This is a genomic window from Streptomyces sp. NPDC087300 (assembly GCF_044744425.1).
GTDB lineage: Bacteria > Actinomycetota > Actinomycetes > Streptomycetales > Streptomycetaceae > Streptomyces.
The window spans coordinates 78,063-90,969 of sequence record NZ_JBIUYI010000010.1 but is presented as its reverse complement, the minus strand read 5'-3'; the positions used below and the strand labels follow the sequence as shown (position 1 = coordinate 90,969).

The 12,907-nt window shown below is 70.1% G+C and carries 12 protein-coding genes; 4 read left to right on the top strand and 8 right to left on the bottom strand.

What is annotated here, in order from left to right:
- Positions 1 to 74: 74 nt before the first annotated feature.
- On the bottom strand, positions 75 to 776 hold the full coding sequence (locus ACIO9J_RS35100; protein WP_402008772.1) for a ribonuclease HII: 702 nt from the start codon (positions 774 to 776) through the stop codon (positions 75 to 77).
- Between the two features lie 140 nt (positions 777 to 916).
- Positions 917 to 1,531, bottom strand: a complete 615-nt coding sequence (locus ACIO9J_RS35095; RefSeq protein ID WP_402008479.1) for a TetR/AcrR family transcriptional regulator — start codon at positions 1,529 to 1,531, stop codon at positions 917 to 919.
- Between the two features lie 125 nt (positions 1,532 to 1,656).
- Here ACIO9J_RS35095 and ACIO9J_RS35090 point away from each other — a divergent pair, with 125 nt between their 5' ends.
- Positions 1,657 to 3,213 carry an MFS transporter gene (locus ACIO9J_RS35090; protein ID WP_402008477.1) on the top strand — a complete coding sequence of 519 codons (1,557 nt, stop codon included), beginning with the start codon at positions 1,657 to 1,659 and terminating at the stop codon, positions 3,211 to 3,213.
- Between the two features lie 63 nt (positions 3,214 to 3,276).
- On the opposite strand, the gene ACIO9J_RS35085 is transcribed toward ACIO9J_RS35090, so the two are convergent.
- The 4 genes from ACIO9J_RS35085 to ACIO9J_RS35070 form a co-directional block, all read right to left on the bottom strand.
- Positions 3,277 to 4,836 (bottom strand): DUF4153 domain-containing protein, encoded by a 1,560-nt coding sequence (locus tag ACIO9J_RS35085; protein ID WP_402008475.1) that lies wholly within the window; start codon positions 4,834 to 4,836, stop codon positions 3,277 to 3,279.
- A 659-nt stretch (positions 4,837 to 5,495) separates the two neighbouring features.
- Complete coding sequence (locus tag ACIO9J_RS35080) at positions 5,496 to 6,404, bottom strand: ADP-ribosylglycohydrolase family protein (RefSeq protein ID WP_402008473.1); 909 nt, start codon at positions 6,402 to 6,404, stop codon at positions 5,496 to 5,498.
- A 12-nt stretch (positions 6,405 to 6,416) separates the two neighbouring features.
- Positions 6,417 to 7,076 carry a histidine phosphatase family protein gene (locus tag ACIO9J_RS35075; protein ID WP_402008471.1) on the bottom strand — a complete coding sequence of 220 codons (660 nt, stop codon included), beginning with the start codon at positions 7,074 to 7,076 and terminating at the stop codon, positions 6,417 to 6,419.
- A 34-nt stretch (positions 7,077 to 7,110) separates the two neighbouring features.
- Complete coding sequence (locus ACIO9J_RS35070) at positions 7,111 to 8,721, bottom strand: ABC-F family ATP-binding cassette domain-containing protein (protein ID WP_402008469.1); 1,611 nt, start codon at positions 8,719 to 8,721, stop codon at positions 7,111 to 7,113.
- A 416-nt stretch (positions 8,722 to 9,137) separates the two neighbouring features.
- Here ACIO9J_RS35070 and ACIO9J_RS35065 point away from each other — a divergent pair, with 416 nt between their 5' ends.
- Positions 9,138 to 9,782 (top strand): TetR/AcrR family transcriptional regulator, encoded by a 645-nt coding sequence (locus tag ACIO9J_RS35065; protein WP_402008467.1) that lies wholly within the window; start codon positions 9,138 to 9,140, stop codon positions 9,780 to 9,782.
- A gap of 110 nt (positions 9,783 to 9,892) precedes the next feature.
- On the opposite strand, the gene ACIO9J_RS35060 is transcribed toward ACIO9J_RS35065, so the two are convergent.
- Both ACIO9J_RS35060 and ACIO9J_RS35055 read right to left on the bottom strand, forming a co-directional pair.
- Complete coding sequence (locus ACIO9J_RS35060) at positions 9,893 to 10,498, bottom strand: YdbC family protein (protein WP_402008465.1); 606 nt, start codon at positions 10,496 to 10,498, stop codon at positions 9,893 to 9,895.
- Positions 10,499 to 10,531: 33 nt separating this feature from the next.
- Positions 10,532 to 11,353: an arylamine N-acetyltransferase gene (locus ACIO9J_RS35055; RefSeq protein ID WP_402008463.1), complete on the bottom strand. Its 822-nt coding sequence runs from the start codon at positions 11,351 to 11,353 to the stop codon at positions 10,532 to 10,534.
- Positions 11,354 to 11,522: 169 nt separating this feature from the next.
- Here ACIO9J_RS35055 and ACIO9J_RS35050 point away from each other — a divergent pair, with 169 nt between their 5' ends.
- Positions 11,523 to 12,050 (top strand): TerD family protein, encoded by a 528-nt coding sequence (locus ACIO9J_RS35050; RefSeq protein ID WP_402008461.1) that lies wholly within the window; start codon positions 11,523 to 11,525, stop codon positions 12,048 to 12,050.
- Positions 12,051 to 12,129: 79 nt separating this feature from the next.
- Positions 12,130 to 12,786: a class I SAM-dependent methyltransferase gene (locus ACIO9J_RS35045; protein WP_402008459.1), complete on the top strand. Its 657-nt coding sequence runs from the start codon at positions 12,130 to 12,132 to the stop codon at positions 12,784 to 12,786.
- Positions 12,787 to 12,907: the final 121 nt, after the last annotated feature.

The following is a 12,907-nucleotide window of genomic DNA, read 5'->3' as shown; positions in this document are numbered from 1 at the left end:
GTTGTCTATCAAACGCCGATGCGACTCGCGTCGGCGGGTGGCACATGAGTGCGACCGGAAGGACCGGAAAAGCGTCAGAACTCAAAGCCGAGCTGACCCTCGATTTCCGGAACGTTTCCGTCCGCCCAGCTGCGGGCCTTCTTGAGGTGCCGCCACTGGGGCAGCGCATCAAGATACGCCCACGAAAGCCGGTGGTACGGGGTGGGGCCCCGCTCCTCCAGCGCGGCCTTGTGCACCGGCGACGGATAGCCGGCGTTGGCCGCAAAACCGAAGTCTGCATGTTCGATGCCCAGTTCGGCCATCATTTTGTCGCGCCGGACTTTGGCGATCACCGAAGCCGCGGCGACGGCGATGCAGGACTGGTCACCCTTGATCACCGTACGAACCCGCCAGGGCGCCCCGAGGTAGTCGTGCTTCCCGTCGAGGATGACCGCGTCCGGCCGGACCGGCAGCCCCTCCAGAGCACGTACCGCAGCGAGCCGCAACGCGGCCGTCATCCCCAGTGCGTCGATCTCCTCGTGCGAGGCGTGCCCCAGGGCGTGCGACGTGACCCAGCCCTCCAGCTCGTCCGCGAGCGCGGTGCGCCGCTTGGGGCTGATCAGCTTGGAGTCGGTGAGCCCTTCGGGCGGCCTGCGCAGTCCCGTGACCGCCGCACAGACGGTGACCGGACCCGCCCACGCGCCGCGGCCGACTTCGTCGACACCGGCGACGATCTTCGCTCCGGTGGTGGCGCGCAAGGAGCGCTCTACGGTGTGGGTGGGTGCTTCGTACGGCATGGCGCCAGACAGCGTACGCCGCCGGATGCCGCATGCGACACCCAGGCTTGCCGAGTCGTCCGGAAGACCGCGCCCACGACGCTCCCGGAGAACACCGGCCGACGCCTTCACCGGCGCTCGCGAACCGCGCGAACCGCCTCTCAGGGGCGCAGCAACGGCACCATGACCTGGTCGATCAGTCCCTCGAATTCCTCGTCCGGCCATTCGCTCCCGCACACCTTGGAGCGATACATGAGCATGGCCGGAATGACGTCACACACATAAGAGTCACTTCCTCCGGAACGCACCTCTCCGCGCTCGATTCCGCGACGCAGGACCTCTCTGATCAGTTTCACCACCGGTTCGATGACGCCTTCGAAGATCACGTCGTGGAAGCGCTCCGCCGTTGCCGTATCGCATTCGTGAAGTACCGCGCGGAGGGCGAAACCGGGGCGCGAGAACATCGAATCCCGCACCTGTCCGCACAGCTGGAGAAGATCCTCCCGGACGCTTCCGAGGTCCGGCACGCCGTCGAGGCTGGGCAGCCCGGCCCGCAGCGCGTCCACGACCAGCTCCTCCTTGGACGACCAGCGCCGGTACACCGCGGCCTTCCCCGTCTGCGCCCCCGCGGCCACGCCCTCCATGGTCAGCCCGCTCCAGCCGACCGTACTGAGCTGCTCAAGAGCGGCTTCGAGGATCGCCCGCTCCAGGACGGGTCCCCGGCGGCGCGGGGATGCCGTCCGAGCGGGAACAGCCGTCCAGCGCGAAGTAGCCATCGTTTTCTCTCCGTTGAGCGAGCGGGCAGGCCGTAGTGAACGCTTGCGTTCACTGAGGGGGAGTCACTACCGTCTTTCAGGACAGTGAACGGAACCGTTCACTATGGCGCTTGCGGGGGATCATGATGACCACCTCTCAATTGACGCACGATCAAAAGCCCGGGGCCGCCCGCCGAGAAGGCCACCCCGGCATAGCCCTCACCGTCATCGCGGCCTGCCAACTCATGGTGGTCCTGGACGCGACGATTGTGAACATCGCGCTGCCGCACATCCAGGGCGCGCTGAAATTCTCGACGACCGACCTCACCTGGGTCGTCAGCGCCTACACCCTCACCTTCGGCGGCCTGCTGCTGCTCGGTGGCCGCGCCGGTGACATTTTGGGCCGTCGCCGCGTCTTCATGACCGGCATCCTCCTCTTCACCGTCGCCTCGCTCCTCGGCGGATTCGCCCAGGAGCCCTGGCAGTTGCTGGCCGCGCGCGTCCTCCAAGGCGTGGGCGGCGCGATCGCCTCGCCCACTTCGCTGGCGCTCATCACCACGACCTTCCCCGAAGGCCCGGAGCGGAACCGCGCGTTCGGCGTCTTCGCCGCCGTCTCCGCGGGCGGCGGAGCGATCGGTCTGCTGGCGGGCGGCATGCTCACCGAGTGGCTCAACTGGCGCTGGGTCCTGTTCGTGAACGTGCCCATCGGCATCCTGATCGCCGTGCTCACGCCGCTCTACATCAATGAATCCGAGCGCCACCCGGGCCGCTTCGACTTCCTGGGCGCACTCACCTCGACGGCGGGCATGGCCTCCCTGGTCTACGGATTCATCCGCGCCTCCGAAGAGGGCTGGCGCGACGGGCTGACCCTGGGTTCGTTCGGGGCCGCGGTAGTCCTGCTCCTGGCCTTCGCGCTGGTCGAGACCCGGGCCAAGGAGCCGATCACACCGCTCAGGATGTTCGCCGACCGCAACCGCTCGGGCACCTACGTGATCATGCTGAGCCTGGCCGCGGCGATGTTCGGCATGTTCTTCTTCATCGTGCTCTTCGTCCAGAACGTCCTGGACTACACCCCGATCGAGGCAGGCCTGGCCTTCCTCCCTGTGACGGTCGTGATCGCCGTCGGCGCGGGCCTGTCGCAAAAGTTCCTTCCGGTACTCGGCCCCAAGCCGTTCATGGTGAGCGGCTCGATCATCGTCGCCATCGGGCTCGGCTGGCAGACACTGATCAGTCCGGACAGCTCGTACGTCGGTGGCGTGCTGGGGCCGATGCTGCTGTTCGGCTTCGGCATGGGCCTGAACTTCGTGACGCTGACGCTGACAGCGGTCTCCGGAGTCGCCCCTCACGAAGCGGGCGCGGCCTCCGGACTGCTCAACGCCACACAGCAGGTCGGTGGTTCCCTCGGGCTCTCGATCCTGACCACGGTGTTCGGCACGGCGAGCCGCGACGAGGCGGAGAAGCAGGTCGCGGACTTCATGGCGCACGCCTCGCCGGAACAGAAGGCCGCGTTCGCCAAGACGCACGAACTCCCCGCCCCTTGGAGTCATGAAGTCCTCTCCGCCGGGATCTCCACCGCCTTCATCCCGGCGGTCGCCATGGCCGTCCTCGCCCTGGTCACCGCCCTGCTGGTGATCCGCGTACGCAAGAGCGACCTCGACGCGCTCGCGGGCACGGCGAGCGCGGCAGGCCCGGCGGGCGGCTGACGGGTACGACTCCGCGCAGCAGATCCCGGGCCCACCTCAAGGTCGGCCCGGGACGCAGGCTCTCTAGCGGTACGTGGGGTCGGTGCTCGCGCTGTCGCAGAGGCCGGAAGACGCCGTGAGTGGCCGCTTCTCGAGGATCCGCCGGGCTCGGGACTCCCCCAGGCTCGTCGCGTACCAAGGGCCGCTCTCCGCGCCGAGACCGTCCATCACGGACTCGATCGCACAGGAGCGCTGGGGCTCCGGCAGCTCGTCCAAGGCCGGCACCGCGTCGGCGGACAGCTGCCGCGTGTAGTCGAAGTCGAACTTGCCGGTCTCCGTGTAGCGCTGCACGTTCCGTTCGGCGATCAGCGCGTCCGGTGAGAGCAGGCCGAAGGCCAGCACACCGGCCGCGGCGCTCGCGGCGACGGCGCGCGGCAGCCAGCGGGCGCCCCAGATCCCGGCGGCCATGATCAACAGGATGACCACGCCGAGCCACAGCTCCCCCGCGACCACCGAGATCCTCAGCCGCGTCAGGCCGTACGCGTCGACGTACATGTCCATCCGGCGGACCGCGGACGCCACCACGACGAGCGTCAGCGCGCACAGGGTGCCGAGCACCCCGCGCACCAGCGCCCGGTCGCCGGATCCCTCGCGAGGGGCCCAGCGCAGCGCGAAGACGATGACGAGGAGCGTCAGGACGGTGGCGAGCAGCAGCTGCCAGAAGCCCTGCCGCGCATAGGCGGAGTACGACAGTCCGGTCTTGTCGAGCACCGCGTCGTATCCGCCGAAGAGCACGGCGAGTTGCACGGCGTTGAACGCCGCGAACAGCACATTGAGCACGATCAGCGGCAGCGCCCACTCGACCCGGCTGCGCGCGCGGCCGGGCTGCACCACCAGCCGGTCCCAGCGCACGGGCGCGGCAGCCGTGTGCGCGGCGGCCAACGCCCCGACCACGCCGACGATCAGGAGCAGGAAGCGCCAGGGGCTGCCTTCGAGGGAGGCGTCGGGTATCAGGTCGCCGAGCAGGTCCGCGAAGGCGGCGTCGGCACCGGCGAACAGCGCCCCGAAGACCAGGAGCAGCACGGCGGTCACCGCGACCGCGCGCAGCACGGGACCGATGCCTCGTGCATTGCCCGTGCGGTGACGCAGACCCCGCCAGCCCCAGCGAACGCCGCTGACGACGGCGTCGAAGATGCCGAGCGGACTCAGGAGTACGCCGAGCCAGGTCCGGCAGCCGTGCAGCGCGAGCGAGCCGAGTGCGACCGCGGAGACGATCGCGAGGAACGACGGCCACCCCGCGTCCCGCAGCGCGGGCACGACCAACAGCGCGAGCCCGCCCGCGGCCCACGCGAGCGACCAGGGACGGGGCCTGCGCCCAGCCGTCCGCGCGGCGAAATAGACGGCGAGCGCGGCCGGCACGGCGACGATCAGCAGGTTGAGCGCCAGACCGTCACCGAGGAGCAGCATGCTCAGTACGCCGGTGGCGAGCACCGCGCAGAGCGTCTCCGTACGGATCGGGCCGGGCGGGCCGGACCGCAGATCGGCGAGCAGCGGCTCGTGCGAGGACGCCGGATAGTCCCACCCGGGACGCGGCCCAGGAACCCCGCTCCCGGCCGTCCGTCCGTCCGCGGGCCCGTCCGGCATGGGCTTACCTGGCGCGGGCTTCCGCACGGCGTCCTGAGGCTCGCCCCCGCCCCCTGCGCCGCTGCTGGCCTCCCCTGCCGAGGCAGCGACGCCGGCGACACCCGCGACACCCGCGACAGGGACAGGGACAGGGACAGGGACAGGGACAGGGACAGCGTCACGCGGCGCTTCACCGTCATCCGGAGCGGACGCCTCGGACGGAACAGGCCCGTCCGAGGGAACAGGCCCGTCCGAGGGAACGGGCGCGTCCGACGGCGGAACGGGCGCACTCTTCGGAGCAGATGCCTCCGCCGGATCGGAGGCGTTCGTCGGAGCAGACGCCTTCCCCGGAACAGACTCGCTCGTCGGAACAGACGCACCCTCCGGCTCCGGCGCGTTCTTCGGATCAGCTCCGTCCGGCGGTTCAGACCCGCCATCCGAACTGTCGCGTCTGACTGGCTTCTCGGACACGGGACCCCCTCCCGGCCGGCCCGTACGCGCACCTCTCGGCACCTACATAGGGCCGCAGTACCGCCGGGACCGGCATCTCTTCGAACGCACGCACGTCAAGATCAACTGGCGGCCCGCACCACAGTAGCCGCGCGGCAAACAGCGGTTCCCGCCCCGAGCGCCCCTGTGGCAGGACCGTGACAGTGCCGCCCGGACGCCCGCGCCCTGGGTCAGCTCACGCCGACAGGGACCCACTCCGGCAGTGCCTCAGTTCGTTCGAGCCACTCCGCGGGAGGCGCACCGGCCTCGGCCGAGGCGACCACACCGCCCACGATGGCGCACGTCGTGTCCATGTCGCCGCCGACCTGCGCGGTGTCCCAGATGGCCCGCTCGTACGCCCCGAGCCCTCGCGCCGCCGACCACAGCGCGAACGGCACCGTGTCATGAGCCGTCGTACGCCGACCGCACCCCAGCACCGCGGCGACCGTCGCCGAGTCGCCGTAGTCGAGCATGTCCCGCGCCCGGCGCAGCCCCGCGCCCACGGCGCTCCGCGGCACCAGGGCGATGACGCCGTCCAGCAGCGCCTTCGGGGTGGGCGGCCCCGCGGGGTCGGCCGTCAGCGCCGCGGCAGCGGCCACCGCCATGGCCCCGACGACTGCTTCCCGATGCTGGTGCGTGGGGTAGGCGGAGATCTCCGCCTGATGTGTCGCCTGCTCCGGGTCGTCCGCGTACCAGGCCCCGAGCGGCGCGATCCGCATGGCGGCGCCGTTCCCCCAGGAGCCCTGGCCCTTGAAGAGCGCGGAGGCCAGCTCCCGCCAGTCCCCGCCTTCACGGACCTGCCGCAGCAGCCGGTTCACGGCGGGGCCGTAGCCCCGGTCGAAGTCGTGGTGCTCCGCGAACGACCTGGCCAGCGGGTCCTGGTCGATCCGGTGGTGCCTGATGAGGACGGCCAGCACGGAGCAGGCCATCTCGGTGTCGTCGGTCCACTGCCATGGAGCGTCCGGCAGCTGTCGGTCCTTGAGCAGCGGGTAGTGCGCGGGCACGAAGAACTGGGAGCCCAGCGCGTCCCCCACCGCCAGTCCGCGCAGGCTGGCCAGAGCGCGCCCCAGGCGCCGGTCGGGAGAAGAGTCAGCGGTCATCGCACTGCCACTCTATCCGGTGACGCCGTACGGCTCCGGTTCGCGCCAGCGTTCGAAGGGCCGGTCCAGCGTGTACTTCCCGTCGTCCCCCAGCACGAGCATCCGCATCTCACCGTTCCCCGGGTTGGACAGCGACTCGAACTCGGCCACCGACCAGTGGAACCAGCGCATACAGAACAGCCGCATGGTCAGCCCATGGGTGACCAGCAGGACGTTCGGCGGATGGTCCGGGGCCTCGAAGCTCCGGTAGAGGCTCTCCAGGAAGGCCCCCACCCGGTCGTAGACGTCGGCTCCCGACTCGCCCTGCGCGAAGCGGTAGAAGAAGTGCCCGTACGCGTCGCGGTAGGCCTTCTGCAGACGGACGTCGTCCCTGTCCTGCCAGTTGCCCCAGTCCTGCTCCCGCAGCCTGGGCTCCTCCCGCACACGCACCAGCTCCGGGTCGAGGTGCAGCGCCTGGAAGGTCTCGTGGGTGCGGCGGTACGGCGAGACGTACACGCTCACCCGCTCCCTGCCGAGCACCTCCCGCACGCGTTTGCCGGTGTCCGCCGCCTGGGACCAGCCCGTCTCGGTGAGGGCTAGCGCGTGATCGGGCTCGCGCTCGTACACGGTGTCGTCGGCGTTGCCCGCCGACTCGCCGTGCCGGACCAGGATGATGCGCCGCGGGCGTGCCATACGACGACCCTAGATCGGCTCCCTGCCGACCGGCTCAACCGGGTAGCCGTCCGGACTCCATCCGGCGTATTCGCCCCGTGAAGCGCCGACGCAGCAGCCGGTCGTGCGAGACGACGACCAAGGCACCGGGCCACTGGTCGAGCGCCGCCTCCAGCTCCTCGACCAGACCGAGCGCCAGGTGGTTGGCGGGCTCGTCGAGCAGCAGCAGGTCCGCCGGCCTGGCCAGGAGCCGGGCGAGGGCCAGCCGCCGGTACTGCCCGGCGGAGAGCGATCCGACCGGGACGTGCAGGTCGCGGGGCCGGAACAGTCCGTACGAGAGGATCAGCTCCGCCTGCTCCTCCTCGGTGAGCCCCAGCCCTCTGCCGAAGACCGCGAGGACCGACTCGGCAGGTGCCCGCACCGGTATCTCCTGTGCGAGATATCCGATCCGGCCTCTGCGGACCACAGTGCCTTCATCCGGTTCCAGTACGCCCGCCATGGTCCGCAGCAGCGTGGACTTCCCCGCTCCGTTGCCGCCGTGGATCAGCAGGCGTTCTCCCGCCGACACGGTGAGCTCGTCCACGGCGAGGCGCTCTCCCACGCGGACGTTTCGCAGAGTCACCAGCGGCCCTTCGGCGGCTCCCGCCACCGGGCGGGCCGTGAAGCGCAGCGGCTCCGGCGGTTTCGCCACGGGCTGCTCGCGCAGCCGACGGAGTCGCTCCTGTGCGTTGCGCACCCGTCCGGCGACCGATGCCTGGACACGGCCGCCCGCCCGGTCGTACGCCATCTTGTTGTTGTCCTTCATGCCGCGACCGCCGGCCACGGCATGGGCCGTCGTCGCCATGAACTCCTGGAGTCTGCTCGTCTCGGCGCACCATTCCGCGTACTCCTGCTCCCAGCGGAGCCGGGCGGCCGCCCGTTCCGCCAGCAGGCCCTGATAGCCGCCGCCGTGCCGCACGACCGCATGGCGGTCAGCGTCCACTTCGAGGATCGCGGTGGCGACGCGCTCCAGGAACGTCCGGTCGTGCGAGACCGCGATCACGGTGCCCCGATGCACCCTGAGCGCGTCCTCCAGCCAGTCGAGGGCGCCCTCGTCCAGGTGGTTGGTCGGCTCGTCGAGGAACATGACCTCGGGGGCCGCGGCGATGAGGCAGGCCAAGCCGAGCCGGGCCTGTTCGCCGCCGGACAGGCTGCCCAGCATGCGGTCCCTGGTGATGTGGGCGAGGTCCAGTCCGTGCATGGCCTTGTCCACGCGTGCGTCCGCCTCGTAGCCCCCGCGCAGCTCGAAGGCCGTGAGCAGATCTCCGTACTCACCAAGGATCCGCTCGGTCGCGGCCCCGAGGTCGGCTTCGAGATCGCGCAACCGCTGCTCCATGGAGCGCAGTTCATCGAGTGCGGCGTCGATCGTGTCCCCGACGAGGCTGTCCGGGGGCAGTTGCGGCGTCTGCGCGAGAAACCCCGCGCCCCGCTCGGCGACGGTCACGACCTCACCCTCGTCGGGCAGCTGTTGACCGGACATCAGGTGGAGCAGCGTGGACTTCCCCGCGCCGTTCTCCCCCACTACGCCGATGCGCTCGCCCGGACGGATCGCAAGAGAGAGGTCGTCGAACAACTGCCGTTCACCACGAGCCTTGGTCACACCGTGCAGCGAAATCTGAGTAGGCAAAGGCACCCCCGCATTCGTACCCACGTCCAGCAAACGCAACGGCTGTCGCATTACGATGAGTCTGACACGGCGACCCTGCTAATGCAACCCGAGTTGCAGTTAAAGTCTGCGTGAGGAATCGCCGAGACCGCGCACGCGGGGCCAGAGAGGGAAAATCGATGACCGACGAGCCGAGTGGGGCGCATCCGAGTGGGCCGGATCCGGGTGGAGCGGATCCGAGTGGAGGGGGTCGGGGCGGAAGGCGTCGGGGCGGGGCAGGTCCCAGCGCGGCAGGTTCCGGCGGAGCAGGTGCGGGCGTGGCAGGTTCCGGCGGAGCAGGTGCGGGCGTGGCAGGTTCCGGCGGAGCAGGTGCGGGCGTGGCAGGTTCCGGCGGAGCAGGTCCGGTCGTGGCAGGTCCCGGCGGAGCAGGTCCGGTCGTGGCAGAGGTGCCCACCGCACCCCCCAGCAACACAGAGCCCGCACCGCCCGCGCCCGGCACCCGGCGCCCCGGCGGCCGCACGGCCCGCACCCGAGCCGCTGTCCGCGACGCCGTGCTGAGCGGCCTCGCAGACCACGGCTACCCGGGCCTCACCGTCGAGTACATCGCCGATCACTCCGGCGTGCACAAGACCACGCTGTACCGGCGCTGGGGCGGGCTCGAAGGGCTGGTCGCCGACGCCTTGGACCTGGCCGGCGAAGACGCGTGGGTGCCGCCGGACACCGGCAGTTTGGAGAGCGACCTGCGCGAGCTCGCCCGCGAGGTGGTCGACTCCTTCGCCGACAGCGCGGCAGCCTCCGCGCCCACCGCTTTCGTCGCGGCGGCCTTCCAGTCGGAACGGGCCGCGGCGGCCCTGCACGCCTTCTACGCCGAGCGGTTCACCCGCTGCGAAGCCGTCGTGGCACGGGCGGTGGCGCGCGGAGAGGCGGACACGGACATCGACTCGGCGGCCCTGGTGCGCGCGGTCTCCGCACCGCTGCTGCTGCGCGTCTTCATCACGCGGGAGCCGATCGACGCGGCACTCGCCGACCAGTCGGCGGCGGCAGCGCTCGCCGCCGCGCGCGCCGGCGCCTACAACAGCTAGTCCGACGACGGGTAGTCCGACGGCAGGCAGTCCGACGACAGATCGACGACGTCAACCACATCGACGGCAAGGAACCGGGGACAAGAAGCCGGAGACGGGGACCGGAAGGGTCACACCGTCCAGGACGGTTCCAACTCCACGATGTCGCCCGCGAGGGCCGCGACATCGGCGTCCGTCTGAGCCCGCAGGGAGAGGCGCTCCACCCGCTCGGCGCGGTACTTCCCGTGCTCGGCGGCCGACTGCCACATGGAGAGCACAAGGAACTCATGTCCGGGCGCCTCTCCGAAGAGGCCGCGCACCATCCCCGGCGAGCCGGCCATCGCCGGGTTCCAGACCTTCTCCTGCATCAACGCGAAGTGATCGACGCGCGCTTCACGGATCCGGCAGTGCGCCACACGCACCACGTCCGCGTCCGTGAAGCGCGGCTCGAACCCCGTCTTCACGTCGAAGCGGTGGTCGAAGAGCTTGGCCTGGAGGTTCTTGTAGGTGCCTCCCTGTGCGGCCGCCAGGCGGTCGTGAGAGCGGGCCATGAAGGAGTCGTAGAAGGCGCGGCTCTCCCAGAAGGCGAAGACATGGGCCACCCCTGGCCGCCCCCGGCTCCACCCCCCGCCCTGCCCTCGAAACCCCGGCTCCCCCAAAAGCCCCGCCCACTTCCGCTGCCCTCGTTCGAACCCCCGACGGTCCATCACGGTGCAGCGAATCCACTTGACCAGCACCGCGCCATCGTACGGCCCGGAGCGTGGCCCGGGTCACGCTCCGGCGTAGTGCACCCGGATCAGTGTGGCCGTCTCCTCAGCGTCCAGTTCGACACCGAACTCCCGAGCGAGAACGTCTGTCAATTCGTCCACAGGAACGTCTCGTTCGTCCACCGAGCCATCCGGATGCGCCACCGTGAGCCGATCGCCCACCAGACTGCGCCTCACCTGCGGCCCGGCCTTCTGCACCACAGGGCGGCGGATGAACGACGACCTGGGGTGGGTCGAGGTGTAGTGGTTCATCACTACGTAGTCGACGGGTAGCCGCGCCTCCCCCGCGTACGCGTAGAGGTCGAACCAACCGTCGGACCGCCAGGTCTGTAGCACCAGGACCCCGTCGGGCTCCCGGTCGAGCCGGTAACGCCACTCTCCTTGTCGTACTCCCGCGCCGTCCCGCATCGGGATCGGTTCCAGCAGCCCGTCACCGCCGAAGCCGACGTCGCAGTGCCACTCCTCGGCACCCACCTCGACCTTGAGGAGCATGTGGGTCACCGCGCGCGTGACGGACGCCCCCGCCCTGACCCGGGCTCCGAGTCCGGTGACGGCGAAGCCGATGCGCTCCAGGGCCGCCGCGAAGAGGAGGTTCTGTTCGTAGCAGTAGCCACCGCGCCGCCTGCGCACCAACTTGTCCTGGAGTGCCGCCAGATCGAGCGGAACCGGACGGCCGAGCATCATCTCCAGGTTCTCGAAGGGAATCGCCGCCACATGCGCCCGGTGCAGCGCGCGCAGCGTCTCCAGATCCGGCTTCAGCTCCCCCGTGTGCCCGAGTCTCCCGGCATAGGCCTCGATGTCGAGTTCTTCCCCGTTCCATGTCATGGGGCCAATGATCCCTATCGCCGCACCTCGCCAACCTGCCAGGCCCCGCGTGTACTTGACCAGTTCTGACCAGGGAGGCTACGACGATGTCAGTCGTACGCCGTAGCGTGTGTCCTGGACTTGCCGAGCGAGTCCGCAGGGGCCAGGGCGCGAGTGAGGGGGAAGTCCGGTGAGCAGTGTCAACAAGGGAATTGAGAAGGTCGAAGTCGGTCTCAAGTGGGATCCGAGCCCGGCGGGTGAGCCGCCCAACGATCTCGACATCATCGCCGCGACCTACGCGACGGACGCTCCGTACGGCAGCCCGGTCTATCTCGTGCACTTCGACAGCCGTTCACCGGACGGCACCATCACGCTCAACCGCGACAGCAGGACGGGACAGGGCTTCGGTTTCGACGAGGTGATGACCCTTGAGCTCGACCGGCTCTCGTCCGCGTACTCGCGGGTCGTGGTGGGGGTGGCCATACAGCAGCATGAAGGGCAGCGGGTGTTCGGCGACATCGCGAACACGGCGGTCCGGATCCGCGAAGGGCACACCGACCTGGCACAGAGCGACCTGACCGAGGTCTCCAGGTCCACTGCTTCGGTCATCGCCGAGTTCACGCGGGACGAGTCGGGCGCGTGGACGTTCCGTGAGGTACTCCGGGGCTTCGACACGGACCCGACGTCGTTCGCCGCGGTCATGGGAAGCGAGCTCTGACGCCGCGCCGCACCCTCGGCGACGCCCTCTCCACGCCCGCCCGAAGGCCGCCGAATCCCCCCGGATACGGTGACCGACCATGACCGAACCGGACTTCCTGACCACCACGCAGACCTTCTACGACACCGTGGCGAGCGAGTACGCCGACCGTTACCGCAACGTGCGGGAGAACCCGCTGGACCGGTCGATGCTCACCGGTTTCGCGGAGCTCGTCCTCGCGGAAGGAGGCGGGCAGGTCGCCGACATCGGGTGCGGTCCCGGTTGGGTGACGGCACGCCTCCACAGGCTCGGGCTCTCGGTGTTCGGCGTCGACCTCTCCCCGGAGATGCTGGCGCTGGCCCGGCGCGAGCACCCCGATCTGCGGTTCGACGAGGGCTCCATGACGGGCCTCGACCTGCCGGACGGCTCCCTGAGCGGTCTCGTCTCCTGGTACTCGCTCATCCACATCCCCGAGGAGCAGCGGGCGGATGTCCTCGCCGGATTCCACCGTGTGCTCGCGCCCGGCGGTCATCTGCTCCTCGGCTTCCAGGTGGGCGACGAGCCGCTGCTCGTGGCCGAGCCGTTCGGTCACCCGGTCTCGCTCGACTTCCACCGGCTGCGGCCGGAGCGCATCGCCGACCTGGTGACGAAGGCCGGGTTCGAGATGCAGGCCCAGATGGAGCGCCAGCCGCGGGAGGCCATGGAGTCGACCCCGCAGGCCTTCCTGCTGGCCCGCAAGCCGGCCGCGGCGGCCTGACACCAGGGGCACACCAGGGGGCACGACGAAGGGGACCGACGTCATGTCGGTCCCCTTCGTGCGCGTGGATCAGCTGTCGCTACGGGTCAGCGTCCCCTGGGAGCCGGGCCGGAGAGTTGTC

Bases quoted from the DNA above. Each gene is read 5' to 3' on its own strand.
- ACIO9J_RS35085 (WP_402008475.1), bottom strand. From the start codon at position 4,836: ATGCCGGACGGGCCCGCGGACGGACGGACGGCCGGGAGCGGGGTTCCT.
- ACIO9J_RS35055 (WP_402008463.1), bottom strand. From the start codon at position 11,353: ATGACATGGAACGGGGAAGAACTCGACATCGAGGCCTATGCCGGGAGA.
- ACIO9J_RS35080 (WP_402008473.1), bottom strand. From the start codon at position 6,404: ATGACCGCTGACTCTTCTCCCGACCGGCGCCTGGGGCGCGCTCTGGCC.
- ACIO9J_RS35045 (WP_402008459.1), top strand. From the start codon at position 12,130: ATGACCGAACCGGACTTCCTGACCACCACGCAGACCTTCTACGACACC.
- ACIO9J_RS35100 (WP_402008772.1), bottom strand. From the start codon at position 776: ATGCCGTACGAAGCACCCACCCACACCGTAGAGCGCTCCTTGCGCGCC.
- ACIO9J_RS35090 (WP_402008477.1), top strand. From the start codon at position 1,657: ATGACCACCTCTCAATTGACGCACGATCAAAAGCCCGGGGCCGCCCGC.
- ACIO9J_RS35095 (WP_402008479.1), bottom strand. From the start codon at position 1,531: ATGGCTACTTCGCGCTGGACGGCTGTTCCCGCTCGGACGGCATCCCCG.
- ACIO9J_RS35075 (WP_402008471.1), bottom strand. From the start codon at position 7,076: ATGGCACGCCCGCGGCGCATCATCCTGGTCCGGCACGGCGAGTCGGCG.